This is a genomic window from Butyrivibrio sp. M55 (genome assembly GCF_900116865.1).
In the GTDB taxonomy this organism is placed as follows: Bacteria; Bacillota; Clostridia; order Lachnospirales; family Lachnospiraceae; genus Butyrivibrio.
Genome location: NZ_FPCD01000016.1, coordinates 1 through 26,474, shown reverse-complemented (window position 1 = coordinate 26,474; position 26,474 = coordinate 1). Strand labels below are relative to the sequence as shown.

Sequence of the window (26,474 nt, the reverse complement as noted above, 5' to 3'; positions counted from 1 at the left end):
AAGACGGAGGAAACTATGATTCTGGTAATTGATGTGGGAAACACCAACATTACTTTCGGAGTTTTTTCACAGGATGAGCTTGTGAGCTCCTTTAGAATGACAACACAGATGCCCAGAACTTCCGATGAGTTTGGAATTAATCTTGTGACGCTTCTGAGTTCAAACGGAGTTACGACGGATGATATTGAGGGCGTAATGATAGCGAGCGTAGTGCCTAAGACAATGCACGCTCTTGTAAATGCGATAGAGAAATATATCGGTAAGAAACCTTATATTGTAGGCCCAGGCATTAAGACGGGTATCAAGATCGCGACGGATAATCCGAGGGAAATAGGACCCGACCTTATTGCAGGCGCTGTCGGAGCGTATGAGCTTTACGGCGGACCTGTTATGATAATCGACTTTGGAACGGCGACGACCTATGTTACCGTAAATGCCGAAGGTGAGTTTTTTGCCGGAGTTGTTGCACCCGGAATTGGGATATCAGCCAAGGCGCTGTGGCAGGATACGGCTAAACTTCCCGAGATTGAGATTGCAAAGCCCAAGAGTATTCTTGCAAAAGAGACTATCTCAAGTATGCAGGCCGGACTTGTTTACGGACAGATTGGGCAGACCAAGTACATTATTAAAGAAATGAAGAAAGAAGCCAAGATGCCCGATATGAAAGTTGTGGCAACGGGAGGCCTTGGAAGGCTCATTTCCAATGAGACCAAAGAGATTGATATATACGACCCGATACTTATACTTGAGGGACTTAAGGTCCTTTATGATAAGAACAAAAGAAAATAATAAATGGAGATTTTAGTATAGATGGCAGGTTTTTTTGAAAAATTTAGTAAGAAGTTCAGTGAAGAGCCAAGCTTTGCTGAAGAATATAAGGAAGTTGAGATTAAGCCGAGTTTTTCGGAAGAAAATGATAAGGAAGTTCGCGGCGAGACTGATTTTGAGAAGGAATACAAAAGAGAATTCCGAGAGGATAATGGCAAGGAAGATCTTCACATAGACAAGATGGATAAGACCAATAAGGGACGAGTTTTTGAAGCGAATGCGAATGGAAGAGTGGTTCTTTGCGGCGCGAATGCATATGAGCTTAAATACTACTTCAATCCTCTTTTCAGACAGATTCCCGAGAGTATAAAGAAAGAGCTCAATATTATCAGCGTTCTTTTTACCCAGGAAGCCGGAGGCATATTTACCATACTCTTTGAGGAGGATGGATCAATCAGCATAGAGACAAATGCAGATGAAGAGGATATCACTTATGATGAGATCACAGCTGGGCTTCTTGTCGGTGAAGTGAGAAGAAAGAGACAGGATCTTTTCGAGGCGCTCGGACTTTATTACAGGATCTATGTGTTACACGAAGATCCGGCTGAACTTTTAGGGGAAGACGACTGATGCCGGGATATGGTAAGTTGCAGATTGGCAACGTTATACTCGACAATAACATAATATTGGGGCCTATGGCAGGAGTATCGGACCTTCCGTTCAGAATCCTGTGCCATGAGATGGGCGCGGGGCTTGTATGTATGGAGATGGTGAGCGCCAAGGCTATAATTTACAAGAATAAGAACACGGACATGCTCATAGAGATACATAAAGATGAGCATCCCGTGTCTTTGCAGCTTTTTGGGTCAGAACCTGCCGTGATGCAGGAAGCGTTCGGAATGATAAAGGACAGACCTTTCGATATCCTTGATATTAACATGGGATGTCCGGTTCCAAAGGTTGTAAGTAACGGAGAAGGATCGGCTCTTATGAAAAAGCCTGAGCTTATCGAAGAGATAGTTGCAGCGCTTGTGAAAGTTTCTGACAGGCCTGTCACTGTCAAGATAAGAAAGGGCTTTAACGACAAGAGCATAAATGCCGTTGAATGTGCACTTGCGGCGCAGGAAGGCGGAGCGGAGGCCATTGCCGTTCACGGAAGGACCAGAGAGCAGTATTATACCGGAGATGCGGATTGGGATATTATAAGTAAGGTCAAGGAAGCGGTCAGGATACCGGTTATCGGAAACGGCGACGTTACGGACGGCGAGAGCGCAAAGAGAATGTTCGAAGAGACCGGATGCGACGGAGTTATGGTAGCAAGAGCCGCTCAGGGCAATCCTTTTATCTTTAGGGAGATAAAGAGCTTTTTTGAAACGGGCAAAGCATGTGAGAGGCCAAGTGCCGAAGAGATTTATGATACTGTCATAAGGCATGCGGATCTTCAGCTTAAATACAAGGGCGAATATATCGGGATAAGAGAGATGCGAAAACATGTATCCTGGTATACTTTCGGAATGCCCGGAAGCGCAAGATTCAGGAATGAAATTAACCAAATGACGGACATGGATTCATTAAAAAAAGCATGCAAAGCGGTAATGCTTTCGGAGGCATTACATTAACGGTAGATTTTTATATGATTGACACAGAAAATAATTGACTGTATAATATCCAAGTTAATATAGAATGCTGATTTGAATTTTTTTTGATATAAATTTGCGCAACGCGCCAGACCTGAATATTTAAAGGGGTAGGAGACGTAACAATGGAAGAGAAGAAGAATATTTTAACTTACGAAGGACTTAAAAAATACGAGGACGAGCTTCACGAGCTTAAAGTTGTAAAACGTAAAGAAGTTGCAGAGAAGATCAAAGAAGCAAGAGAGCAGGGCGACCTTTCAGAGAACGCTGAGTATGATGCAGCCAAAGATGAGCAGCGTGATATCGAAGCAAGAATTGAGACGCTCGAGAAAATCTTGAAAAACGCAGAAGTAGTTGTAGAGGAAGATGTAGATCTCAACAAGATCAGCATCGGATGTAAAGTAAAGATTCGCGACCTTGAGTTCAACGAGGATCTTGAGTACAAGATCGTAGGTTCATCAGAGGCAAACAGCCTTAAAGGTAAAATATCTAACGAGTCACCTGTTGGTAAAGCACTCCTTGGAGCAAAAAAAGGACAGACTGTTTCAGTAGAGACACAGGCTGGCGTTATCAAGTATAAGGTACTTGGAATTGAGAGATTTGAAAACTGAGTAGCTGTACCTGTTTGAGTGTATGCGTGACTCTCAAAGAATTGGTGATTTAAAACAGTGAATTTTTTGGAGCCGGCGATTTTTACATTCGCTGGCTCTTTTTTGAGATTATATTAGATTGATGCGGAGGAATCAAAAATTGGAAGCCAATAATCAGCAGAATAACCAGAACACACAGGAAGACGTTGGACGTCTTCGTCAGGTCAGAAGAGATAAGCTTTCTGAGCTTCAGGCAGCAGGAAGAGATCCTTTTCAGATTGTGAAATATGACCAGACTCATCATACACAGGACATCAGGGATAAATTCGATACCCTTGAGTTTGTAGCTCCTGTAGATGCAGATGGAAGACCTGTGGTAGTGCCTCTTTCGGATGTTCCGGCAGAGAAGATCGTATCACTTGCAGGTCGTATGATGAGTAAGCGTGTAATGGGTAAGGCTTCTTTTGCTAACCTTCAGGATAGAGACGGACGCATGCAGCTCTACATCTCAAGAAATGATATCGGAGATGAGGCTTATGCAGATTTCAAGAAGCTTGATATCGGAGATATCATCGGTGTTAAGGGCTTTGCTTTCAGAACAAGAACAGGAGAGCTTTCTGTTCATGTTAAGGAGCTTGTTCTTTTATCCAAGTCACTCATGCCTCTTCCTGAGAAGTTCCACGGACTTACAGATACAGAGATTCGTTACAGACAGAGATATGTCGATCTTATCATGAATGAGGAAGTAAAGGAGACATTCAAGAAGAGATCTGCGATCATACGCGAGATCCGTAACTTCCTTGCAGGCAGAGACTTCATGGAAGTTGAGACTCCTATGCTCGTTGAGAATGCGGGTGGTGCTGCAGCCAGACCTTTCTTCACTCACTACAATGCTCTTGATGAAGAGAGAAAGCTTCGTATCTCTCTTGAGCTTTACCTTAAGAGACTTATCGTAGGCGGCATGGAGAGAGTATTCGAGATTGGCCGTGTATTTAGAAATGAAGGAACAGATACAAGACATAATCCTGAGTTCACACTTATGGAACTCTATCAGGCATATACAGACTATGAAGGAATGATGGAACTTACAGAGTCCATGTTCCGTTATCTTGCCGAGAAGGTATGTGGAACAACACAGATTCCTTACGGCGACAACATTATCGACCTTGGAAAGCCTTTCGAGAGACTTACCATGAACGATGCAATCAAGAAGTATGCAGGCGTTGACTTCGACGCTGTTGAAACAGACGAAGAAGCTAAGGCAATCGCTAAGCAGCGCGGTGTTGAATTTGAAGACCGTCACACTAAGGGCGACATCATCAACCTCTTCTTTGAGGAGTATTGTGAAAAGAACCTGATCCAGCCTACATTTATCATGGATCATCCTCTTGCAATCTCACCTCTTACCAAGAAGAAGCCCACAGATCCCGAGAAGGTTGAGCGTTTCGAGCTCTTCATCAATACATGGGAGATGTGTAACGCATACTCAGAGCTTAACGATCCAATCGACCAGCGTGAGCGTTTCGCAGCTCAGGATGCCAATGCGGCAGCCGGCGACGAAGAAGCTGAGCACACAGACGAAGACTTCCTCAACGCCCTCGAGATCGGTATGCCACCCACAGGTGGTATCGGCTACGGTATCGACCGTCTTTGCATGCTGTTGACTAACAGTGCGGGAATAAGAGACGTGTTGTTGTTCCCGACTTTGAAAAGTTTAAATTAACATTTGGACTTATTACGACTCACCGTTATCCATAGACGTACAATGTAATCCAAAAACGCCATGAATGTACAACAGATTCATTGGATTTCTACGGAGCTATTCGGACCAGTATGTAGTTTTTTCAATAAAATATCAGGACAAACATGGTGTGTCAGAGGAATGATCAGTTCATAAAAACCATGATATAGAGACCACATTTTTCTAAAAAAGGAAGATGTGGTTTTTTTGTACCCAAAATCTTCTAATTGCATCTCGTAACTTAGAAAAACGGAGGTTACGGATGAATCGCGGAAAATCCCCACCAATCAATTTAGACAAGTATCTTGTCGGAAAAGAACATCGTTATTGTACTTACAATGAAGGAGCAAGGCTCTACTGCATGAATTATTGGGGCTTTGTAACGTTCTGTAAGGAAGCGGGAGCAAATTTCAAGCTTCGTAAGACCGCACTTGTGGATCTGAACATTGTTGATAAGTACATTGAAGAGAATTTTAAAGAAGAATATGAAAGAGAGGTTTCGGAAATGGCTAGTAGAAGAAAGATTGAAGACTTAGCTGACGTTGTTAAGAAAGGTAAAAAGAAATATGTGAGATATGCAGAAGGAGCGGAGCTTTATTCCATTGGCCTGCATACTTTTGAGAATTTGGCAAAAGAAGCAAAGGCAACTAGGAAAGTAAAAGGTGTGGTTCTCTGTAACACTGAAAAGATTGATGCATTTATCGAGTCGTTTGAGGAATAAGGAGGAAGAGCAGATGTCTAAAGTAATTGCGGTAACAAATCAGAAGGGCGGCGTAGGAAAGACTGTAACAAGTGTAAATTTGGGAATCGGGCTTGCAAGAGAAGGCTACAGTGTATTGATGATAGATGCAGATCCGCAGGGCTCGATGTCAATTAGTCTTGGATGTGATGAACCTGATAGCTTGGATTATTCATTGGCAACGGCGCTGGTAAATATCATAAATGATGAACCCGTGGATGTTGCAAAGGGGCTCATCAGACACCCTGAGGGAGTTGACTTTATGCCGGGAAACATTGAGCTTTCAAGTTTGGAAATCAGTATGACCGGAGTGATAAGCAGAGAGACAATCCTCAAAGAATATGTGGATAAGGCAAGAGAACTGTATGACTTTATCATAATTGATTGTATGCCATCACTTGGAATGTTGACAATAAATGCTCTGGCTTGTGCAGATTCTGTTGTTATTCCTTGCCAGGCTGCTTATCTTCCGGTAAAGGGCTTACAGCAGCTTATCAGAACAATAGGAAGAGTAAAGCGTCAGCTCAATCCTAAGCTTGAGATTGAAGGAATACTCATCACTATGGTTGATAACAGAACAAATTACGCAAAAGATATTTCAGCTCAGATATATGAAGCGTATTCATCAAGCATAAATGTTTTTAAAACAGAGATTCCATTATCTGTACGAGCAGCTGAGATAAGTGCTTCAGGAAGCAGTTTATATCAGTATGATCCCAAAGGAAAGGCGGCATTTGCTTATTCAGCGTTTATCAAGGAGGTTATGAACAATGGCACAAAGAATTGGGCAGAAGTTAAAGCTATCTAGTATAGATGAACTCCTCGGTGTTCCAAGCACCGAGGGGACAGTAGATCTTGATGTATTAACAATATATCCTTTCGAAAATCATCCGTTTAAGGTAATTGATGATGAAAAGATGGAAGAGCTTGTAGAGAGCATCAAGGAAAGCGGGGTTCTCACTCCGGTACTTGTAAGACCTGATGATGAAGGTACTTATGAAATGATTTCCGGTCATAGAAGACTTCATGCGGCGAAAAGGGCAGGACTTAGGAAGATACCGGCAATTATCAAGGAAATGACCAATGATGATGCGACTGTGGCAATGGTTGATTCAAACATGCAAAGAGAGGAAATTCTTCCAAGTGAAAGAGCATTTTCTCTAAAAATGAAAATGGATGCTTTGAATCATCAGGGAAAACGTACAGATTTAACTTTGTCTACTGAAGAGACAAAGTTACACTCTGCTACAGAAGTAGGTGAATCTGTAGGTTTAAAAAGAGCTCAGGTTCATAGATATATCCGCCTTACTTATTTAATTCCCAAACTGTTGGATATGGTTGATACAGGAAGATTAGCGTTATCGGTAGCAGTAGAACTCTCTTATTTCAATCATACTTATCAACAATGGCTCTACGAATACATCCATGAAAACGGGATGCTAAAGCAAGAACAGCTTTTAGATTTGCGTCAGTACCGTGATGATGATTCTCTTACACAGGAACAGATGATAGAATTCTTGATTCAGAAAAAAGCCACACCACAGACAAGAAAGAAAATCACGATCACAGAGCGGAAGCTCAATAAGTATTTTCCTGCTTACTATTCGCAGACGGAGATAGAACGAGTGATTGTTGGACTTTTGGAACAGTGGAAAGCTTCACAGGAAAGCGAGGAAAAATGACATGATGGAATACTTTTATGGCGTTCAGTCTGAGCAATATGCATCTGTAGAGATTCCTAAGGAACTGCTTACAGGGAAGAATTTCTCTTCCCTGTCCGTTTCATCAAAGATGCTTTACGCAGTCCTTCTGGACAAGATGGGAGAGGCCAAAAAACATAACTGGTTCGATGATGAGAACAGAGTTTATATCATATATCCTCTTAGCAAGATTGAGGAAGATATCAATTTCTCAAGGCATAAGATTATTGATTGTATGAATGAATTGGAAGAATTCGGGCTTATCTATAAGCTTCAGGCAAAGGGTAAGCCAAGCAAAATCTACGTTAAGAATTTTAATCTGAAAAGAAGATTTCAGCTTATAGGGTAGTGCAGAAATTGCACCACTCAAGTCCACAGAACATCGTGGAAAGTTATTGAAGGGAGGAAAAAGGATTGAGCGAAAGAATTGTATTTGACTATTTTACCGGTCAAGAATCTGAAATGCTTGCCTTTTACAGAATACCAAAGCTCTTATTTACAAATGCATATTTTAAAGGGCTTGATGCGCTTGCCAAGACTCTATACGGGCTTATGCTTGACAGAATGTCACTTTCTCTTAAGAATAAGTGGTTTGATGAGCTTCAGAGAGCTTTTATATATTTCGCTCAGAAGGAAGCGGCAGAAATGTTGGGATGCGGTGAGGATAAGATCAGGAGTTTGTTTAAGAAGCTTGAGGATTATGGGCTTATAGAACGTCAAAAGCAGGGACAGGGAAAACCAACAAAAATCTATCTTAAAAACTTTGCTTCTGTAGGAAATAAAGATAGTTCAGACCACGGAAATATCAGGGTCAAGACCACGGAAAAATCGGGGTCAAGACCACGCGATAATCAGTGTCTAGACCACGGAGAATCCGACACTAATAAGAATAATATAAATAATACTAATAGAGTTAGAAGTACTAATCATATCTCTTCGATGAAACAGGATATGAATGATGAGTATGATGCATATGCTGAAATTGTAAAAGAAAATCTAGATATTGATAGTATGTGTGAACGCTATCCACAAGATGTAGAGATTATTGAAGGAATTTACGACCTTGTACTTGAGACAGTTATCTGCAGGAAACCAACTATCTGGATTTCAAAGAATGAGTACCCGACTAATCTCGTTAAATCCAAGTTCCTCAAGCTCAATCATATGCACCTTGAATATGTCATGGAATGTATGAAAGATAATACAACCAAGATCAGGAATATAAAGAACTATCTGTTATCTGCACTATTTAATGCTCCTACAACTATGGGAAGCTACTATCAGTCTGAGGTCAGTCATGATAGGGCATGCAGAGTGGGATAGAGTGTTGTGTATGTGATACAGACTGATATATGTTAACGTTTGTTCGCTTCAATGCAGTATTGGATTCGTTGAAATAGTGAGATGTATATGCTAACATGTTAATAATGTATTTGCATACAATTAATTTGTTGACATAAAAGCGAGGAGAGTAGGAAAAGTTGGGGACACAGAATGAAGTTTTCATGGATACCAAGGTATTCACGGGTATTGTCGATGGAATTAGAGGAGCAGCATCTGATTGTGTGCTCTCGGATAGGGCGTTGAATAGTCTGGATGCTTGGGAAGGCACAGATGCCGGAGCAGCAATAATAGATTTGATTAAGGAAGTCTACAAATCATCAGCATTATATAGAACAGAAGCTTCTGAGGCACTTCCAAGTGCTCTTAATACTCTTAGAGATGGTATGATTGCGGTTGATGAAGAACTGAGCAATAGCCTTACTGTAGAGAAAGTATCGGGAGGTGGCAGGATTGAGCAGAAGAGGTGAAATTAGGTCAGAAATCCATCACTTGGAGCGTACGATTTCAAAATACCGAAGCTATATCGGAGAACTTGAAGCCGGGCATGAATATATGGCACAGAAAAGAAATAAGATAGAAAATGAAGTTTATGAGCCGGAAAGGGCGTATGACATGACTTTGGGAGATTTGTTTCGCGGAAATCTTGAGTCAGAGTCGGAAAGGTATCGTGAACAGATTGTTCAGCAGATAGGGATGGCTCAAAATGATACAACCGAATTTTTGAGTGCCATAAACAGGGCAATAGATAGACTTTATGAGCTTATAGAAGAGTGTGAAAGAGAAATAAGTAGTCTGGAAGACGAGCTCAATTCGCTTTCAGAATATGATTAAAACGGGGATTTGAAATAATGGGAAAAAGATATGATGCAGAACGCGTTTCTGCAGCTATAGATGATCTTGGCTCAGATTTGGAACAGTACAAGACAAAGGCAAAAGCGCTTGAAGCCGGATTTGGAAGATATTATCATAATGAAGCTTATAGAGGAAAAGCGGCTGAGGCGTCAAAGGAATTTATCGCACAAGGGCAGATGGATAAGCTTCATGTCGAGAATCTTGATATACAGAGAGAACTTTATAGAAGATGCCTTGAAACTGATGAAGTATTTAAAGAAATGGTAGATTCTTCGCCAGTTGCACGTATAGATACCGATGTGCTTTTACATTTAAAGAAAGATCATCAGATATTTAGTGACAACATTGATGTTACAGGGTATGAGCTTGAATGCAAGGCAAGAGAGCTGATGGATAAATTTGGGGAATACTCTGATTTTTACCCGATAAGCTATCATAGGGCAAGAAATGCATATGACGAGCTTTCGGGTTCCGGCGGACATTATGATAAGTGTTTAGAAAGAGTCGAAAGGTTCGACGATTATGCAAAATCATATATAAATAACTCCGGTTTAAAGGAGCGTACTTATGATCTTCAGAATAAGATTGTAAATATGACCGGAGCTCTTCAATCTATACAGGTATTTTCACCAAGCGTGGCAAAGAATTCCTTAACTCTTGCCGCTCTTTGGAATGGTGCGATAAATGGTTCTGCTAATATATTGGTATTTGCCAATGATAAAGAAAGGGCAGAGTACCTTGATACACAGCTTAAGAGATTATGTGACGGTGATGATTCAAATGACGCGGAGGCAACTGCAAACATAAATGCTTGCCTTAATGGATTTTTGTGCGTAAAAGAAGTTAATGGCAAAAAGTATGTTGCTTACGATCAGCAAAAGATCCGAAACACGTTGAATAATTTAGAAGTTTGTGGTCTTGGTTATCAGCTGTTGACTTCTATAGACAATCAGATAGAAGAAAATAAAGCAAATAGAGTTGCAGTTCCAGAGGCTATAACAAAGTTAGGGTTTGGGGGAAAGCTTGAAAATACAAAGCTTGAAGTGAGCAAATATGGAGCCGGAGTAAAGCTGGAAGTTACATCAAATAATGATTTATTCCCTCTTAACGAGATAGATCATAAGTTAGTGTCTTACGCTGCTACAAAAGCTTCTTCTGACCATTATTTCTGTAATAAAGATGGAAGCCTTAATTGGGACAATATCACTGAATGGATCAAGATGGATTCTATAGATGAGACCTCATATGAATATGACGTTTTTAGTGCAAAAATGATGGATATGTCAGATGAGGATATTGAGAAATTGCTTAATTTGGGTATGGTTGCCAATACCGACAACATGCCGAAAATTGTAGAATGGACAAGTGACTACTATGGCTCGAAAAAGTATATCGAAAGCCAAAATATCCAGATTACTGCAAGAAGATATGCTGAGATAATGAATGTTGCAAGAAACCGTGAAGGTTATAATTATCTTTCACTCTCAGAACGCGCGTATATTGACGATAACGAAACCCGTTCAATAGCGTTCTTGGAAGCAACACAGGCAATGTCAGATGGCGGCGGATTAAATATGGTTGCTGATATAACAACAGAAGGTACAGATGGCGAGAAGGTTTACAAGGTTCAAATAAATGTTATTCCGGGAAGTGGTAGTAACATTACAGAGGGCGAAGTACTTGTTGATTCATATGAAACGTTTGATAAGACCAGAAATATCACAGTATATCCAAGGGCTTCAGCAGATGTTATTGATAAATACTTGGATGATCAAGCAAAAATCCAGATGGGACATGATGTGAAATTCATTTATTCTCATAATTTAAAGGATGTTGATTATGAGAAAATCGTAATGCAGACATTGGATGTAGCTTCTGAGTATGCACCTGAGCCGGTTCAGATATGCATGAAGGGGGTAGATGTAATTTCTTTGGGTAAGGAAATGGCTCAGGATTATAAAAATAGCGTTGAGGCTTCAACTGCTATGAAGGGACTTGATACCGGAAACGGCGCTATATGTATGGGCGTTGAAGGTTCTGTCGTTTACAATGTTTCTGGAACTTCGGGTTCAGTTATTATAAACGATATAGAATATAACGAAACAGAACTAAAGCTACGAAGCGGTGCATATGATATAGCAACCGGAGCTGATGTTACACCCGATGAACTGAAGGAACATTATGTTAATGGCGATGATGATTATCATAAGTATTATGATTGGTATTACAATCCTAATAGATCGGAACAGATGGAAACGTATAGAGATGCAGTAAGATATTCGCTCGCAAATAAAGGGATTTCTTTGGAAAATGCAACAGATATCCAACTAAATGAAGCGATGAAACAAGTTTCAGAAGCAATAAAAGAGACTAATTCGTATGAACTTAGGAACGTTGATAAGCAAGAAATAAAGAACTGGATTCAGGAGAATGGCACGTAAGTATGGAGAAAAGAGCGTTTTCAAAAAATGGGCATAAATACATTGTAATACTGCTTGTTATATGTTTGGTTTCTGTGTGTATATATCACAATTATAATGTAAAAAAAGAAAAGGAAAATGCCAATCTAAAAAAAATGTATGAACAGCAGAATTTTGCTTTTTGTATGGATATGGAGCCCTATTATAAAGACTTTAGCGAAGATCATATTCAATCATTGATAGAAAACCTGGGGGCATATGAGGAAGATACTCAAACAACAGATATAGTTACTGTTGAAGATGTAAAAAATTATTTGTCTAGTGAATATACAAAAGATAAAAAACTGGCAATTCTTAATAAGCCTTCAAATATTGGAGCTTATATTGATTGGTTCTGGCACGGAGGCGATAGATATGCTGAAGAATATAGGTTCTGGTTAAGCAATTATATGGAAGAACATCCAGATGAATACAATTATGGTTCTGCGACAGTTTTATCCGAAGAAGAATTATACGAACTGATTGATAAGTTTAAGAACAGTCCGGACAAAAAGAAATACGAGTATTCTTTTGGATATAAAAATGGCGAATTTAGGTAATCAAAGACTATGCTGAAACTAGCGTTGATTGCTATTATACTACGGCATATTGCTGAAGTAGATAGATTAGAGGGTTACAGATGAGGAAAAGGGAAGATATTCGCTTAGAGATAAAAAGAATAGATGAACAAGTTAAGGAATACTATAATGATATCCTTGAGCTTGAGGAAAGTTATAAAATCGTTAAGATGGATTACAATGTGATAGTTGAAAAGGTTTACAAACCCGAGAAAGAGTATGATTTAACGCCACTTTTGGTGTGTGGAAAAGAGACATATGAACAGGCAGAAGAATATCGTAACAGAATTACAGTAGCGTTGGAAAAAAGCCTTAATGACACATTAAAGTTTTTATCGAATGTTCAAACTGCGATAAAGAACGTCCAAAAAGAAATAGAGAAATGTGAAAATAAAAAGAAAGCGCTTGAAGTAGAGCTGAATGATTTTGGGGCGGGTAGATAGGTTGATTTAAAGGTATCAGAAAATGAGTGACAAAGAAGAATTTGGTAAGATTCGGCAGATAGTTGATTCAGATGAATATCCTGAAGAAAGGAATTTTGCAGATAAAGTTGTCAAGAAGTTCAACAGGACAAGAAATCTGTTTTATATTGTAATAATTGCAGAAAGTTTTTACCTGTATCAGGTGGGGAAGTTATTCCCTGAAAACATAATGCTGGAATTTGTTATTGTAATTGCTATACCAGTGATTTGTTTTATGTATCTTGGGCAGAGAAATGCTATGAGACGAGAGCTGAACAGGTATATATTCAGGGAATGTCGACCGGATATCGCTATTTCAAGATATTTGAGTTTTGTTTCAAGGATTATAAATAAACAGGTGGCTTGGAATGCTGTTCAGTATAATTTGGGCTGTGCTTTATACAGGTACGGTAGAATTGGTAAAGCACATGCTTGTTTAAGCCTTATGCAGGAATCGTGCGAGACAGCCAATAGCATGATGTTGGCTGAGCATTTAAAACTGCTTATAGCTCTATATTACAAGGATTATGATACGGTTATATCCTGTGCAGAGGAAGCTAATACGCTTTATCCTAAGGCAGTACATAATATCTGGATTAAAAAAATATATGGCGATATGCAACGAGCCGGTGATTACGCAAAGTGTTGCAAGAATAATGATTATGCTCAGGCGTCTTCTATTCTTCAGAACACAAATGAACGTCCGTTGGATGAAGTGACAAGAAATTACTATTTGTTCCTTACGGCAAGAGAACTGCATGATTTTGAAAAAATAGAGACCTATCGGGATTATGTTAGAAGACATGCCGGAACTACATGGTATGGACAGGCTGTTGAAGATGGCTTTGTGCCTGAGGATAAGCCTGAGAACTATCCCGGTTTTTATGTGGCTTCGGAAAAGCTTAATAAGCCGCGCAAGGTTGATAGAAGCAGATTCAAATATTTTCTTATCGGTGTGTTGATTGCATTATTACTATATTTTTTACCAAGGCTTCTGTGGTAAATATTGGAGTAGATAGAAGCCGGCAAACATACAGTGATGTATGGGCGCAAAGTCGTAAATCTTTTATAGAAAGATGGTTTGACTGCAAAATGGCGGAGGAATCTGCTGTGTTGCAGTCTTTTTTATATGTATAGGAAATTGGAAAGAGAAAAAAAGTGAAACGTAATATTTTATCTAAGATTATAGTGTTTTTGCCGCTTTTATTTATTGTACTGATAATCTCGTTATATTTTGTGTGTCCGGTCATAAATGATTTTGTTGCGGCTGGAGTGGTTAAGGATTTAAAGAGAAATCCGCTTCCTGAAAATACTATCATAGTGGATGAAAAGTCTGCGGCCGGCAAACTATGCGGATGCGGAAACGGCATGCAGTATTTTGGGGCGCTTTTGCTAAAGAGTGACCTGTCGCTTGAGGAGCTGAAAGTATACTATTCTCAGTTCAGCGATAAAGAATGGGATAATATTGTGGAACAGCAATGTGGTAACAGAATAGAAGAAGTCGAGCATCAAGATTTGGATTTTGAAGCAGATATAGATGGTGATGATTACTACATTTTATATGAATGGGGCAGTTATCACGGATTGGCAAGTGAGTTTGATCTGCGCGGGCATTGATTAAATTTGAGGTTTGTTATGTTTATGATTATTTTTTTATCAGTACCAATACTTCTGATTATATGGGAATTGGTTTTGTTTGTTCGTGAGTGTGTAAATAATCCATTCGAAGCAAGTGTGGCTGCCGATGCATTAGTTTTTTTGCTGGGGGCCATATATTTGCGTCTATTTCTATTAAGTAAGTGGACTACGTTGTTTGACTGGGATGAACAGATTATAAATGCAGAAAGACATACGCCGATTTATACGGGCTCACTTTTTACAGTTGTTGTTATTTTTATAATTGCATTTACAGGATATGTACTTCTTCAACGTGTTGATCTGACAGATCTTCCACCATTGATTGTTGTGCTTTCGATTTCTGCCATGTACTTGGGAATGATCCAATTATGTGTTTTTACTTTCCAGCTGGTTGGTACAAGTATAGAAAATGATGAGATGGATTATTTTGTTATTGCCTTGCCGGTATGTTGTGGCATTATCACTGCAAGAACTATACTCAGGAAAATTCATGAGTGGAAAGAACTGGAAATAAAGAATAGTAAGATTCAGGAAAACAAGATATTGCGTATTGCTGACGAAATATTGCAAAATGCAAATCTATGGCCTGCTTTGGCAATTTTGCTGATATTTCCTCTTCTTGGAATACTTATCATGATTCTTGCTTTATTTGGACAAGCTCCGGATTCTGTTATAAAGGCGTGGACAGAAACGAGCGAATGGGCTTTATCAACTAAGCAGAGCCCGCCAAACTTGCATGTTGATCAGCATTATCTTTGCACGGTTGCAGCAGGAGGACATACGAGAGTAGTCAAACCGATTCGAAAGGGAATTCGTCATGGGCATGAAGTGATCGTTAATAGGCAGCTTTGCATAGCAAATGCGTTTGAAGAAGTATTGCAGGAAAAAATGCCGCGTGCGCATAGAGTAATACGTGATTTTTATGATAGATACGGATTTCCTATTGCAAAACTTATAAGACATAAGTGGTCGGCAGATCTTGTTTATATTCTAATGAAACCATTGGAATGGATATTTCTGATTGTATTGTATTTTACTGATGTTCATCCTGAGAACAGGATTGCTGTTCAATATATGGGCGACAGAAAATAAGCATATTAGATACAGCATCGAAGGAAAAGGATCCGATGCTGTATTTTTTTCGATTGAATTTGACATATCTGCACAACACTCATATAATCATGAATATAAGATGTTTGCACAATACTCATAGGAGGATTACATATGCCAAGAGTAAATTTATCAATCAGTGAGGATTTATATAAACAGCTACAGAAGGATGCAGACAAGAGGAATATAACCGTTAATAATCTTATTCTTGATATGATTGAGGATAAGTACAATCCGTCTATCAGGTACGATTATACGCTGGCTCTGAATAACATGATATCTGAGTCAAAGAAGACGCAGGGTGAATATACTCTTTCGGATCTTCCGACGTTTAAAAATGTCGAGCAGATACTTATCGAGAATCATGTGAGCGAATCACCTGCATCAGTGAGAGCTAGGCTTGGTAAGATGTATAACGAAGCAGTGAAAAAGGGCTCTATCAAGGGAATTGAAAGAGCGGTTGTAAATAGGAACGGTGTCGAGGAATTGAAGTTCCTGTGCCGTGCGGCTGTTTATTACAATAAGCTGAACAAGCCTAGAAAAGAGGGAAAAGAATGAGTTATTATGATTGGGATTATTATTATGGTAGGTCGGGATGTGGCATTATAGGAACTATAATTCTTTTTCTATTGAACATGCCATTTATCAATGCTGTACTTGTTGCACTTGTTCCGGTTCTTCTTACGAGAACTAACGGCTATGAGAAGATATATTATTGGATCATGTTTGGAGTGGCATTTGTGATTTCAATGTTCTTGCAGCTTCGATTTGTTCTTTTTAGGATAATATATGGACTGTTTACATGTCTTGTGGTGGCTTTTTTCTGCTATGTATGGGATAAAAAAGTGCCTATGTTGACAAGATATACCGCAGTTGCTGTGGGAGTTGGGATAACAATAATATTTAACTTTTTAAGCTGGATGGTTATTGACTAAACACTTTTATAAAACTATTTGCCATTGGGTGAAAAAGCACCTGATGGTTTTCTTTTTTATGATGAAAAGCAACACTTTTAAATTGTTAACAAAAACGTCCCCAAATGTCCCCAAAAGTACACCAAATGGCTACTAAATGGCTACCAAATGGCAATTTTCAATCGATTTAAGGCATGATATTATTATAATGAGCCAAGAAATGAACGAGAGAGAAATCAATCGATTCATTCCTTGGTTTTTCTTTTGCAAAAGAAGCAACTAAATGTATAGCGCTATTTCTGGATTTATTCAGAGATGGCGTTTTTTTGTCCTCAAAAGGAGAAAGGAAAGAGCATGGATTTTGAACAATTTAAAGAGAAACTTGCCGATGAGATCAAGGAGCTTCTAAGTTCCCTGTTTGGAAGGGAGACAACAATCGAAGCAAGGACGGTAGAGAAGACGAATACTACCTATGATGCGCTGACGATCAAGCCGATTGACAGCGATGTTGCTGTAAATATTAACGCAACGCATCTATTTGAACTGTATGAAAAGGGCGAGGACTTTGGCGTTATAGCTTCAGATGCGGCTAAATTTGCTGATAACGCGCTTTATCACAGCCCTGACTTTGATATCGATTCCGTCAAGGACTACGGACAGATGAAGGAAAGACTGACAATGGAAGTCATTTCTGCAGAAAAGAATGCGGATCTTCTTAAATCGGTACCGCACAAGGAGATTGAAGATCTTGCGGTTGTGTACCGTTTGGAACTCGCCAAATGCGAGCAGGGAGTAGGAACGGTTCTTGTAACGAACCAAATGATCGAACATTACGGGATTACTGCCGAGCAGCTTCACGAAGATGCGCTGGCCAATGCTCCGAAGTTTAAGCCGCTCGTAATAGAAACTATGGCGGAAGTACTTTCGAGGCAGATGGGAATCGAAGATGTATCAAAAGAGATTGGTCTAGATGATATTCCGAAAGAAAACCGTATATATGTAGCTTCTGTCGAAGGATATGTCAATGGTGCCGGAGCTCTTGCATATCAGGATTTCATGGAAAAAGCAGCAGAGAGGGCAAATGGCTCGTTCTTTATTCTTCCGAGTAGCATCCATGAGCTTTTGATTATTCCTGATACCGGCAAACATGACCTGCATGATTTAGAGAGCATGGTCAGGGAAGTAAATGCCACAACTGTAGATCCTAAGGAACAGCTTACGGACAATGTTTATCACTATGATGCCAAAGACAAGATCTTTGAGCTTGGTGAGAAGTTTGTGGCACGTCAGAACAACAAAGAAGTTAAGAAATCTCTTTCTGCGCAGATCAAGGCAAAGAAAGAAGAAATTGCCAAGGCTCCCAAGAAGGATGAACCCGTCAAAGAGCCTAAAGCAAAGGAAGGAAGAGCGAAATAATATGATTTTTTCAAAGGATAAGCCAAAGAACTGCCGAGGCTGCAAATATAAAGATGTTTGCAACGGCATAAAAAGAAAATGTGTGTACCGACAAAAGGGCTTGGAAGCTTATTTGAGAAGTGATTATCCATGTCGTGGCTGCCCTTACGGCAGAGACAACAGGATATGCTATCCATGCTATAAGAATCTTCTGGGTCAGAAAGGAATAAAGGAATGGAAGGAGAAGAATCCCAAGATATGCCTGGAGTGAGCTTTGGCTTTCCTTTGCACAAAAAGCGGAGGGAGGTGATGAATAAGTGCAAAATGAGCAACTTACACAGGAGGCAATCAGATTTTGCTATCGATTTACAAAAGAGTCATATGAGCTTACAGAAAAGAATGTGATGAAGCTTTTGGAGGTTGAAGATAATCTAAGGCAGGGTGTAAAGAAACTCTTAAGTAAAGATCCCAAGGTAAAACATGGCAAGATGAAGATCAAACAACTTATCCGTAAGGACGAGGGTGCAACAAGCGTAGATATCGCCAAGACGGAGCTACGGGATTTTCAGAAGGTTGCAAAAAGATACGGAGTAGATTTTGCGGTTGTAAAGCATAAAGGCTCGGAACCGCCTGTCTACTCCGTTTTCTTTAAGGCAAGAGATCAGGACGCGATAGCTGACGTGATTCGTTATTACACGGAAAAGAAGCTCATGAAAGAGAAGAGACCTTCGCTCCATGAAAAGATAAAGGAGTTCAAGCAGAAACTTGCCAACATGCCAAAGAAAACAAGGAGCAAGGCAAAGGAGAAGAGCAGATGATAACGTATGAAACTTTGCTCAAGAGTCCAAGAGTTCTTGTCGGAATCATTGGATTTGCGATTCTGATGCTCATTCTTTTCATCTGGGATAAAAGGGAGAATAAAAAGAAATACAGGCACAGGGTGGAATTCGGCTCAGCCCGGTGGGGCACAAAGAAAGACATAGAGCCGTACATTGACCCTGTGTTTGAAAAGAACGTTATTCTTTCAGAAAGTGAGATGCTTACCATGAATTCAAGACCGTCAAATCCCAAGTATGCGAGGAATAAAAATGTCCTCGTGATAGGCGGTTCCGGTTCAGGTAAGACGCGCTTTTTCATAAAGCCCAATCTCCTTCAGATGCATTCATCCTACGTGGTAACGGATCCAAAGGGTTACCTTTGGATAAGACAATGACGATATCACCTTGAAAAAGAAAGGATGCTCATATGAGTAAACACCAGTACACAGCCCTGTATGAACGCCTTTCAAGGGATGATGAATTGCAGGGCGAGAGCAACAGTATCACTAATCAGAAGCAGCTTTTAGAGGACTATGCTAAGAAGCACGGCTTCGATACCGTCCGTCATTTCACCGATGATGGAATTAGCGGTACCACCTTTGACCGTAAAGGCTTTAAGGCAATGATCGAAGAGGTTCTTGAGGGGAACATATCCACGATCATCGTTAAGGACATGAGCCGTTTTGGTCGTGACTATCTGAAAGTCGGTTACTACACCGAGATCATGTTTGTCGAGAAAGGTGTCCGCTTCATCGCTGTTAATAATAACATAGACAGCGCAAATCAGACAGATTCAGACTTTACCCCGTTCTTGAATATCATGAACGAATGGTATGCTAGAGACTCAAGCAGAAAGATCAATGCGGTATTTACCGACCGAATGGAGCGGGGATTGCGTTGTAGCGGTGCCATTCCTTATGGCTATTATCGCAAGCCGGAGGATAAGCAGACTCTGTATGTTGATGAAGAGGCAGCTAAGGTTGTCAGACGCATCTTTGACATGGTTGTGCAGGGATATTCGTATAACGAGATTATTCGTATCTTTCACGATGAGAAAATCCTTATTCCGGCAGAATACGAGAGAATACACTCACCATCCGATTGCAGACATAATCCGGTGCCGGATCCTTATATGTGGAACTCAACAACATTGGGATATATCATCCACCGGCAGGAATACTTGGGACATACGGTACTTAAGAAATCAAAGGGAGTATCGTATAAATCCAAGAAGAGAGTAAACGTGGCAGCTGAGGATCAGATGGTTTTTAAGAATACACATGAACCGATAATTGACGAGGAAACTTGGAGGCTTGCCAATAAGATAAAGGCACGCAGGAAGAAAACACCTTATACTGAGGATCCATTTAATCTTACCGGATTGTTATATTGTGCCGATTGCGGATCAAAGCTTATTCGCCATGATGCGCAGCCGACCACGCGGGAAAAGATGGATTCTGACCGAGCGTACTGTTGCGGGATGTACCGTAAGGGAGTGAACAAGGTATGTACCATGCATTACGTTAAGCGGAACGATATGCTTGAACTGATCCGCAAGGCGATACAGAGAGCAAGCAAGTATTCGATAATTAACGAGCAAGAATTCCGAGAAAAGATTATGGCAGAGTTATCGGTAAAGCAGGAACTTGATAATTCGGAGAACGAAGAAAAGCGAGTTCCCGCCGAGAACAGAATGCAGGAGCTTGATGTTCTGATTGGCAAGCTGTATGAAACATTTGCCTTGGAGAAGATAGCGCCGAAGCAGTATGAGCGCCTTATGAGCCAATATAACGCTGAATATGAGGAGCTTGAAGCGTTGTTGGCTGAGTTATCCCCCAGAGCGGAAGAACGTAATCCCAAGGCTGATATGGAGTCATTTATAACGCTTGCCAAGAAATATGCGGACTTTGAGGAACTTACACCGTTGATGATTAGCGAGTTTATCGACAAGATCATCGTACACGAATCCAATGGAATCCGAGGTTTTGGCAGAAAGCAGAAGATAGAGATCTATTTCAACTTCATCGGTCAGTTCATCCCACCGATCCCCGAAGAAGAGATACGGGAGGAAGCCGAAAAGCAGGTAGCCATACAGGCTGAGAAGAACCGGATCCGTGCTGAAAAGAGAAAGGCTACGCTTATCAGATATAACGCAAAAAGGGAAAAGAGGCTTGAAGAACTCAGGCTTGCTGCAGAATCCGGTGATTCCGTGGCGAAAGCGCAGTATGAGGAGCATTGCAGGAAAGAAGAGGAAAAGCGGGAGCGAAGCAAGGCATACTTCAAAGAGCGTTATCGCAGAGAGCAGGAGAAATATGCAAATACCAAAGCACTTGCAGAGCAGGGAAATCCGCAGGCTATTGAACTGTTGGCAGAGTATGACCGCAGGAGAGCATACCGGAAGAAGCGTGTTAGTGAGCAGGGAAAGGCAAAGCGAAGAGCTGAGAAAGAAGCACGTGCAAATATGACGATAATTACCGCCAATGCATGACCTTACAATAAGGCAGTTGGGGAAATATCCAAAGAGCATAACGTAACTTTCAATCAATCGATAATTATCGTATGAACTAAGAGTAAAAAGGCATCTGAGAAGATCTGTAGATACGGATCCCCAAAGGTGCCTTTTGTTATGTGGATAAGTGGTATGCGGGACATACCCGAAAGGGAGCCTTCCCTTCCCTGCCTTCCTTCTTCCTCTTCCCCCTTAGAAAGAAAAACGAAAAGAAAGAAGCAAAGAAAAGATAAAAGAAAGATATACCCCTATTATCTTTATCCATCCTATCCTATCCCATCCGTCCGTCTTCCGTCGGGGAACGGCTGCGCACGTTCCCCTAAGAGGAAGACGGAATATACGCGCGCGTGCGCGAGAAAGGAGCCAAACAGAGAATGAAGCTAACACGATATGAGCAGGAGACCATAATCAATTTCAATGCAGAGGAACTTAATGCCACAGTTTACACCCGTGACAAAGCCGTTATGAGGAAACTTGATGCGTTAGTTACCGAGTATCCGGACACCTTTAAGTGCATAGGTGAAACAGATATCGATAAGACATATTCAATGCCTAAGTCACGCATTAGTTACCGTAAGCCTAGAAAGATATCTGAAGCTAAGAGAGAGCAGGCAAGGATTAATATGATGGAGATTAATCACAACCGCAAGTAGAATTTATCCCCCACTTTATCCCCCACATTTGATATACTGATGTGGGGGATAAAGTGGGGGATAAATTTGTCGAGCGGAGGATAAGTGCTTGAATAATACAGAAGAACTGAAGAAGATTATCAAAGATTTAATTGCGCATTATTCTGAAGAGGAATGGTTTGAATTTAAGGAAAATTGGTATGAACCAAATGCATTGGGCGAGTATATTTCTTCAATGTCAAATGTTGCAGCGATGTTAGGAGAAAAAACGGCATATCTGGTTTGGGGAGTAACTAACGATACTCATGAAGTGGTCGGAACAACTTTTAATTATCATCAGGATGTCAAAAATGAACCGCTTGAGCATTACCTTAGTAGAAAGGTTTCGCCTGACATAGGGTTTGAGTTCGTCACCTTAACGATGTATAGAAAACGTATTGTCGTTTTAATTATACCTGCAGCAACAAAAGTACCGACAAGTTTTGATAATACAAGATATTTGAGGGTGGGATCTAGCAAAGCTAATCTTAACAAGTACCCGGAGCGTGAATCCAAGCTTTTTGATATTCTCAGAAACGGCATGCCGTCTTTGGTGACCGAAAAGTCTGACTGGCAGGATTTGAGTTTCAAGAAATTATTCTTGTACTATGAGGATCGTGGCATAACACTGAACAAGAAGAATTTTGAACATAATCTCAAACTGCGAACAAAAGACGGTGAATACAATATGCTAGCTCAGTTATTATCTGATGATAGTCATATTCCGATAAGAGTATCTATTTTCAGAGGGATTGATAAAGCATCACCATTGTATTCAGTCCGCGAGTTTGGAAATAATTGCTTATTGATTTCACTTGATAAGGTTATTGAGTATGCTGATGTTTTGAATGTACTTCAAGCAGATGAGACTAATCGAAGGATAGCCAGAGATGAAGTGGCATTGTTTGATGAAGATGTATTCAGAGAGGCAATTATAAATGCGTTTGTGCATAATAAGTGGGTTGACGGCAATGCGCCGATGATAACGATATATTCAGACAGAATGGAAATTCTTTCAAGAGGAACGCTGGCACCAAAACAAACGATGAAAGGATTTTACTTAGGCGAATCAGTTCCGGTCAATCAAGAGTTATCTGATGTATTTTTACAGTTACATATTAGTGAACGATCGGGACGAGGTGTTCCCAAAATAACAAAGAAATATGGAAAAGAGGCATATGAATTCAGAGAAAACTCAATAGTGGTTAAGATACCCTTTTTTCGCATATCTCTAAATGTGGGGGATAAAGTGAGGGATAATGTGGGGGATAAAGAAAAGAAACTGAATCCTACACGAACCCGAATTTTAGAAGAAATGCGCAACAATCCCAATGTTACGCATGAACAGTTAGAGAAACTCGTGGGTGTTGGTAGAACAGCCATTCAGAATAATATTTCATATTTGAGAAATAATGGTTTTATAGAGCGAATAGGATCAAATAAAAATGGTTGGTGGAAAGTGCTGTAGTATAAAAGCAGTACACTAATCAAATAGTTGGGACGACGATAGCGGATAGCAAATCTGAAATGATGAGCTACCCGCTGTTTTTATACCAAAAAAACTGCCGGAAACGGCACATCAAAGAAAGGAGATTTACAAAATGGAACAGCAACAGATTTCAGCAAAAAAACTGAAGGCAATGGAGAAGGTGAAGAGAGCCAATGCGGAGCTTGCCAAGGTAGTGCGTGAGGAGAAGGAGCAACTCAGAAAGACTCAGGATCGCCACAAGTACATGATGGGCGGTTGTGTAGTGAAATACTTCCCCGAAGCTTATGACTTTAGCGAGCAGGAAATGAATCGGATCATAGCGTGCGCTTTTTCACTTAAAGATGTGAAGAACATGATCGCAACGGTTCTGAAAGAGCGACCGGATCATGCGGTAAATAACGATGAAGAGGAGGAAGAAATCGATGATTTTGATTCTGATGAAACCAAGGAAAATGATCCTGAAGAAAATGACGATGACGAGGGTGGAGAAGCCTAAGGTCTTTCACCGAGATTTTCTCGGTGCGCACAGATATACCACCGTAGGTGGTACTGCGCGTCCTGCCGGAGGCGTCCTGCGGACAGCTGTTGTCTGCCGAGGGCAGCCAAGAGGGGACACTACGTTTCCCCTCCGGTGCATTCGCACCTACCCCTATGTGTACTTTGCGCTTAGCAAAGCTCTAAAGAGCAGAGCTTCGCCAGGCACAAAGTCTGTCCTGTCAGTCCGTCCATGTTTTGGTATGCCGTCAAGGTGGAAAGCGAGGTGCGGACATGACAGTTAAAAACATCAGCACCCGTGCCAAGATATGTGGCAGGAGTGCCAAGTGTACGGGCGGTCATTCTGCCGTTGAGCAATCATCATATATCAGCAGAGAGAAAATGTACTGCGAGTATGACGGTCAGACATATTATCCAAAGTATTCCGAGGATCTTGTTCATTGCGAAGTTTTGCTACCGGAGAATGCACCCGAAGAATACAAGGATCCGTATGTCTTATGGAATAGTGTGGAGCTTGTCGAAAAGTCAAAGGATGCTCAGCTTGCACGCACCTTCCGCATAGAGCTGCCGAACGAGTGGAGCTATGATCTTGCCAAGGAAGTGGTGAAAGATTATTGCGAGCGGAACTTTGTCAGCAAAGGTATGTGTGTTCAGTATGCCATCCATGATTCTGAAAACAAGCAGGGACAGAGGAACTTGCATTGCCATATCATGCTCACATTACGGAGCATTGATGAACAGGGAAAGTGGATGCCGAAACAGAAGAAAGTTTATCAGAGGGATGAGAACGGAGAACGCATCCCAGACATTGATAAAAAGACCGGACAGCAGAAGGTTGATAAGCAGAACCGTAAGCAATGGAAATGCACTACGATCCAGACCAATGATTGGAACAGCAGGGAGAATGCAAAGATATGGAGAAAGGATCTTGCCGATACCATAAATGCGGTCAATGCAAAGATTGGTATGACGGATAAGTTTTGGGAGCATCGTTCCTTCAAGGAGCAGGGACTTGATATCATCCCTCAGATCCATCTTGGAGAGAAGGCAAGTGCAATGGAGCGCGCGGGGATCCGGACGATCCGAGGCGATATCAACCGAGAGATCATAGCGAAGAATGCTGTTATAAATGCTGCCCGTGCTGCTTATGAAAGAGCCAAGGAAGAACTTGTGGAAGTAATGGCTATTCCGGTTACCGTTGCAAAGGCATTTAAGAGTGAGATCATTGACGTGATCCGTAAGATAGCGGAGCGTAACAATAACCGTCTTACATTGCCGATAATGAAGGGCAAGTTTATCGGTGCCGTTTCAGATCGTGCTTCTCTGCAGGACAAGGCAAAAATGGAAGCCTATGTGCAGAGCAAGGGATGGACTACCTTTGATGAAATGCAGGCGGAGCGTAAGGCAACGCAAGCCGAGTATGAAAAGCTTGGAAAGAGCCGAGGCGATATGATCGCACGCATGGATTATCTTGAGAAGCTGCTTGGTTTCCATGAACAGTATGAGCCGTATCAGAAGGTCAATGCGGAGTATTGGAAGTTGAAAAAAGCTGAAGAGAAAAACGGAAAGCCGCTTGGATTCTTTAAGAAGAGTCAGGCAGAGGAATATAAGAGAAAGCATCAGACGGAACTCAATACTTACAAGATCTATCGCAATACGCTTAAGAGCATGATTGTGGAGCCGGACAAGAAGATCAATTCCAAGGCATGGACGAAGGAGCTTGACGGTCTGAAAGAGAGCTATCGAAAAACTGAAAGACCGTTATCGGATGCCATCGTGGATCTTGCCAAGATGGAAGTGCTTAATCACAACAAGCGGGATCTTGAGAGAATGCTTCAGAACGAACGAAGCGAGAGGAACCGGACACACATCAGAAACAGAGATCAGATACTGTAAACATGAAAAGCATATTAAGGAGCAAAAGGCATGGTTATCATAGCGGTAATCGTGCCTTTTCTTTTCGGAGAGGAGGATTATGGAGAATACCGAACAGAAATACAATGCCGGAGGATCTTTTGAGACTATCATCGGCAAAACACAGTACGAAGTCGTTATGAACTTCAAGGAAGAAGGCATGAGTATGCAGGAAAAGGCGTTGAGAGCCCTAAAAGAGAACTCTGGGAGAAAGATTAATTCAGAATGATAGCTGTTTTATAACAATTATTCAAATATTTATTGGTATGTATTGGAAGAAACTAGTCAATGATATAAGCAATGGGAGCTTGTGGACGGTGAGTTTTACGCTGAAGGAGTTCTAAGTAGAGTCTCATTAATCATGATAATCATTGACAAAACAGGGGTAAATCAGCTACAATACTTATACCCCTAACGGTATGGAGGCGATTTCATGAAAAAGTGTATGGATTCCGACAATCTGCATCGAAGGCTGGCAAAAATCATGGGGCAGATCAAGGCGATAGACCGTATGATCGATGAGGATGTTCCCTGTGAAGATATACTATCGCAGATCAGTGCGGCAAAGTCTGCACTAAACAAGGCAGGTCAGGTTGTTCTTGAAGGACATATCAATCACTGTATCAAAGATGCAGTTGAAGAAGGCGATGAG

30 protein-coding genes, 1 pseudogene and 1 riboswitch are annotated in these 26,474 nt (G+C 40.9%); all 31 genes and pseudogenes read left to right on the top strand.

All coding sequences use genetic code 11. The annotated features are described in order from the left end of the window. The first annotated feature begins 15 nt into the window (after positions 1–15). Positions 16–789, top strand: a complete 774-nt coding sequence (locus BM398_RS13985) for a type III pantothenate kinase (protein WP_026656101.1) — start codon at positions 16–18, stop codon at positions 787–789. A 21-nt stretch (positions 790–810) separates the two neighbouring features. Beyond that, entirely contained in the window at positions 811–1,398 is a 588-nt protein-coding gene (locus BM398_RS13980; RefSeq protein WP_242949822.1) for a DUF6145 family protein, read from the top strand. Further along, positions 1,398–2,387, top strand: coding sequence for a tRNA dihydrouridine synthase DusB (dusB, locus tag BM398_RS13975; RefSeq protein WP_092338430.1), 990 nt, complete (start codon positions 1,398–1,400; stop codon positions 2,385–2,387). The genes BM398_RS13980 and dusB overlap by 1 nt, the downstream gene beginning before the upstream one ends. Before the next feature lie 143 nt (positions 2,388–2,530). Then, a complete protein-coding gene (gene greA / locus BM398_RS13970) occupies positions 2,531–3,016 on the top strand; it encodes a transcription elongation factor GreA (RefSeq protein WP_026513575.1) in 486 nt (161 codons plus the stop codon). Between the two features lie 139 nt (positions 3,017–3,155). Further along, positions 3,156–4,718 carry a lysine--tRNA ligase gene (gene lysS / locus BM398_RS13965; protein ID WP_026656098.1) on the top strand — a complete coding sequence of 521 codons (1,563 nt, stop codon included), beginning with the start codon at positions 3,156–3,158 and terminating at the stop codon, positions 4,716–4,718. A 280-nt stretch (positions 4,719–4,998) separates the two neighbouring features. After that, on the top strand, positions 4,999–5,457 hold the full coding sequence (locus BM398_RS17545; protein WP_330390590.1) for a DUF6462 family protein: 459 nt from the start codon (positions 4,999–5,001) through the stop codon (positions 5,455–5,457). 13 nt (positions 5,458–5,470) lie between these two features. Further along, positions 5,471–6,283: a ParA family protein gene (locus BM398_RS13950; protein WP_092338428.1), complete on the top strand. Its 813-nt coding sequence runs from the start codon at positions 5,471–5,473 to the stop codon at positions 6,281–6,283. Further along, complete coding sequence (locus BM398_RS13945) at positions 6,246–7,157, top strand: ParB/RepB/Spo0J family partition protein (RefSeq protein WP_092338426.1); 912 nt, start codon at positions 6,246–6,248, stop codon at positions 7,155–7,157. Before BM398_RS13950 ends, BM398_RS13945 begins: the two co-directional genes overlap by 38 nt. A 1-nt stretch (position 7,158) precedes the next feature. Next, positions 7,159–7,524 (top strand): replication initiator protein A, encoded by a 366-nt coding sequence (locus BM398_RS13940; RefSeq protein ID WP_092338424.1) that lies wholly within the window; start codon positions 7,159–7,161, stop codon positions 7,522–7,524. Positions 7,525–7,589: 65 nt separating this feature from the next. Next, the gene (locus BM398_RS13935) at positions 7,590–8,498 is read left to right on the top strand and encodes a DUF6017 domain-containing protein (protein ID WP_092338422.1); all 909 of its coding nucleotides are present in this window, start codon (positions 7,590–7,592) and stop codon (positions 8,496–8,498) included. A 158-nt stretch (positions 8,499–8,656) separates the two neighbouring features. Continuing rightward, positions 8,657–8,986, top strand: coding sequence for a hypothetical protein (locus BM398_RS13930; RefSeq protein ID WP_092338420.1), 330 nt, complete (start codon positions 8,657–8,659; stop codon positions 8,984–8,986). Then, positions 8,970–9,350, top strand: coding sequence for a hypothetical protein (locus BM398_RS13925; protein WP_092338418.1), 381 nt, complete (start codon positions 8,970–8,972; stop codon positions 9,348–9,350). Before BM398_RS13930 ends, BM398_RS13925 begins: the two co-directional genes overlap by 17 nt. Positions 9,351–9,367: 17 nt before the next feature. Beyond that, entirely contained in the window at positions 9,368–11,812 is a 2,445-nt protein-coding gene (locus BM398_RS13920; protein WP_092338416.1) for a hypothetical protein, read from the top strand. A gap of 2 nt (positions 11,813–11,814) precedes the next feature. Then, positions 11,815–12,390, top strand: a complete 576-nt coding sequence (locus tag BM398_RS13915) for a hypothetical protein (RefSeq protein ID WP_092338414.1) — start codon at positions 11,815–11,817, stop codon at positions 12,388–12,390. 80 nt (positions 12,391–12,470) lie between these two features. Next, a complete protein-coding gene (locus BM398_RS13910; protein WP_092338412.1) occupies positions 12,471–12,851 on the top strand; it encodes a hypothetical protein in 381 nt (126 codons plus the stop codon). Positions 12,852–12,873: 22 nt separating this feature from the next. Beyond that, on the top strand, positions 12,874–13,872 hold the full coding sequence (locus BM398_RS13905; RefSeq protein ID WP_092338410.1) for a hypothetical protein: 999 nt from the start codon (positions 12,874–12,876) through the stop codon (positions 13,870–13,872). 11 nt (positions 13,873–13,883) lie between these two features. Then, positions 13,884–13,962, top strand: a riboswitch (cyclic di-GMP riboswitch). Between the two features lie 65 nt (positions 13,963–14,027). Then, entirely contained in the window at positions 14,028–14,486 is a 459-nt protein-coding gene (locus BM398_RS13900; RefSeq protein ID WP_092338408.1) for a hypothetical protein, read from the top strand. Positions 14,487–14,504: 18 nt separating this feature from the next. After that, positions 14,505–15,599 carry a DUF6688 domain-containing protein gene (locus tag BM398_RS13895; RefSeq protein WP_092338406.1) on the top strand — a complete coding sequence of 365 codons (1,095 nt, stop codon included), beginning with the start codon at positions 14,505–14,507 and terminating at the stop codon, positions 15,597–15,599. A gap of 132 nt (positions 15,600–15,731) precedes the next feature. After that, positions 15,732–16,175, top strand: coding sequence for a hypothetical protein (locus tag BM398_RS13890; RefSeq protein ID WP_092338404.1), 444 nt, complete (start codon positions 15,732–15,734; stop codon positions 16,173–16,175). Beyond that, positions 16,172–16,552, top strand: a complete 381-nt coding sequence (locus BM398_RS13885; RefSeq protein WP_092338401.1) for a hypothetical protein — start codon at positions 16,172–16,174, stop codon at positions 16,550–16,552. The genes BM398_RS13890 and BM398_RS13885 overlap by 4 nt, the downstream gene beginning before the upstream one ends. A 333-nt stretch (positions 16,553–16,885) precedes the next feature. Further along, positions 16,886–17,947: a DUF5688 family protein gene (locus tag BM398_RS13880; protein ID WP_175531962.1), complete on the top strand. Its 1,062-nt coding sequence runs from the start codon at positions 16,886–16,888 to the stop codon at positions 17,945–17,947. Between the two features lies 1 nt (position 17,948). After that, on the top strand, positions 17,949–18,197 hold the full coding sequence (locus BM398_RS13875; protein WP_092338399.1) for a hypothetical protein: 249 nt from the start codon (positions 17,949–17,951) through the stop codon (positions 18,195–18,197). 46 nt (positions 18,198–18,243) lie between these two features. Next, complete coding sequence (locus BM398_RS13870; protein WP_092338397.1) at positions 18,244–18,744, top strand: PcfB family protein; 501 nt, start codon at positions 18,244–18,246, stop codon at positions 18,742–18,744. A 32-nt stretch (positions 18,745–18,776) separates the two neighbouring features. Next, positions 18,777–19,130 (top strand): annotated as a pseudogene (locus BM398_RS13865) (type IV secretory system conjugative DNA transfer family protein); the annotation flags it as partial. Between the two features lie 41 nt (positions 19,131–19,171). After that, positions 19,172–21,232, top strand: coding sequence for a recombinase family protein (locus tag BM398_RS13860; RefSeq protein ID WP_092338395.1), 2,061 nt, complete (start codon positions 19,172–19,174; stop codon positions 21,230–21,232). A 395-nt stretch (positions 21,233–21,627) separates the two neighbouring features. Beyond that, the gene (locus BM398_RS13855) at positions 21,628–21,906 is read left to right on the top strand and encodes a hypothetical protein (protein ID WP_092338393.1); all 279 of its coding nucleotides are present in this window, start codon (positions 21,628–21,630) and stop codon (positions 21,904–21,906) included. Positions 21,907–21,994: 88 nt separating this feature from the next. Beyond that, positions 21,995–23,392 carry an RNA-binding domain-containing protein gene (locus tag BM398_RS13850; RefSeq protein WP_092338391.1) on the top strand — a complete coding sequence of 466 codons (1,398 nt, stop codon included), beginning with the start codon at positions 21,995–21,997 and terminating at the stop codon, positions 23,390–23,392. 133 nt (positions 23,393–23,525) lie between these two features. After that, positions 23,526–23,909, top strand: coding sequence for a hypothetical protein (locus BM398_RS13845; RefSeq protein ID WP_092338389.1), 384 nt, complete (start codon positions 23,526–23,528; stop codon positions 23,907–23,909). A 272-nt stretch (positions 23,910–24,181) separates the two neighbouring features. Further along, a complete protein-coding gene (locus BM398_RS13840; RefSeq protein ID WP_092338387.1) occupies positions 24,182–25,804 on the top strand; it encodes a MobA/MobL family protein in 1,623 nt (540 codons plus the stop codon). Between the two features lie 79 nt (positions 25,805–25,883). Further along, complete coding sequence (locus BM398_RS17220; protein WP_175531961.1) at positions 25,884–26,051, top strand: hypothetical protein; 168 nt, start codon at positions 25,884–25,886, stop codon at positions 26,049–26,051. A gap of 204 nt (positions 26,052–26,255) precedes the next feature. Then, positions 26,256–26,474: metal-sensing transcriptional repressor (locus BM398_RS13835; protein ID WP_092338487.1), on the top strand; the 219-nt coding region annotated here is incomplete at its 3' end.

What these genes read in the sequence shown, in the direction of transcription:
- BM398_RS13985 (WP_026656101.1), top strand. Translation starts at nt 16, where the DNA reads ATGATTCTGGTAATTGATGTGGGAAACACCAACATTACTTTCGGAGTT.
- BM398_RS13980 (WP_242949822.1), top strand. Translation starts at nt 811, where the DNA reads ATGGCAGGTTTTTTTGAAAAATTTAGTAAGAAGTTCAGTGAAGAGCCA.
- dusB (WP_092338430.1), top strand. Translation starts at nt 1,398, where the DNA reads ATGCCGGGATATGGTAAGTTGCAGATTGGCAACGTTATACTCGACAAT.
- greA (WP_026513575.1), top strand. Translation starts at nt 2,531, where the DNA reads ATGGAAGAGAAGAAGAATATTTTAACTTACGAAGGACTTAAAAAATAC.
- BM398_RS17545 (WP_330390590.1), top strand. Translation starts at nt 4,999, where the DNA reads ATGAATCGCGGAAAATCCCCACCAATCAATTTAGACAAGTATCTTGTC.
- BM398_RS13950 (WP_092338428.1), top strand. Translation starts at nt 5,471, where the DNA reads ATGTCTAAAGTAATTGCGGTAACAAATCAGAAGGGCGGCGTAGGAAAG.
- BM398_RS13945 (WP_092338426.1), top strand. Translation starts at nt 6,246, where the DNA reads ATGGCACAAAGAATTGGGCAGAAGTTAAAGCTATCTAGTATAGATGAA.
- BM398_RS13940 (WP_092338424.1), top strand. Translation starts at nt 7,159, where the DNA reads ATGATGGAATACTTTTATGGCGTTCAGTCTGAGCAATATGCATCTGTA.
- BM398_RS13920 (WP_092338416.1), top strand. Translation starts at nt 9,368, where the DNA reads ATGGGAAAAAGATATGATGCAGAACGCGTTTCTGCAGCTATAGATGAT.
- BM398_RS13915 (WP_092338414.1), top strand. Translation starts at nt 11,815, where the DNA reads ATGGAGAAAAGAGCGTTTTCAAAAAATGGGCATAAATACATTGTAATA.
- BM398_RS13910 (WP_092338412.1), top strand. Translation starts at nt 12,471, where the DNA reads ATGAGGAAAAGGGAAGATATTCGCTTAGAGATAAAAAGAATAGATGAA.
- BM398_RS13905 (WP_092338410.1), top strand. Translation starts at nt 12,874, where the DNA reads ATGAGTGACAAAGAAGAATTTGGTAAGATTCGGCAGATAGTTGATTCA.
- BM398_RS13895 (WP_092338406.1), top strand. Translation starts at nt 14,505, where the DNA reads ATGTTTATGATTATTTTTTTATCAGTACCAATACTTCTGATTATATGG.
- BM398_RS13890 (WP_092338404.1), top strand. Translation starts at nt 15,732, where the DNA reads ATGCCAAGAGTAAATTTATCAATCAGTGAGGATTTATATAAACAGCTA.
- BM398_RS13885 (WP_092338401.1), top strand. Translation starts at nt 16,172, where the DNA reads ATGAGTTATTATGATTGGGATTATTATTATGGTAGGTCGGGATGTGGC.
- BM398_RS13880 (WP_175531962.1), top strand. Translation starts at nt 16,886, where the DNA reads ATGGATTTTGAACAATTTAAAGAGAAACTTGCCGATGAGATCAAGGAG.
- BM398_RS13875 (WP_092338399.1), top strand. Translation starts at nt 17,949, where the DNA reads ATGATTTTTTCAAAGGATAAGCCAAAGAACTGCCGAGGCTGCAAATAT.
- BM398_RS13860 (WP_092338395.1), top strand. Translation starts at nt 19,172, where the DNA reads ATGAGTAAACACCAGTACACAGCCCTGTATGAACGCCTTTCAAGGGAT.
- BM398_RS13855 (WP_092338393.1), top strand. Translation starts at nt 21,628, where the DNA reads ATGAAGCTAACACGATATGAGCAGGAGACCATAATCAATTTCAATGCA.
- BM398_RS13845 (WP_092338389.1), top strand. Translation starts at nt 23,526, where the DNA reads ATGGAACAGCAACAGATTTCAGCAAAAAAACTGAAGGCAATGGAGAAG.
- BM398_RS13840 (WP_092338387.1), top strand. Translation starts at nt 24,182, where the DNA reads ATGACAGTTAAAAACATCAGCACCCGTGCCAAGATATGTGGCAGGAGT.
- BM398_RS17220 (WP_175531961.1), top strand. Translation starts at nt 25,884, where the DNA reads ATGGAGAATACCGAACAGAAATACAATGCCGGAGGATCTTTTGAGACT.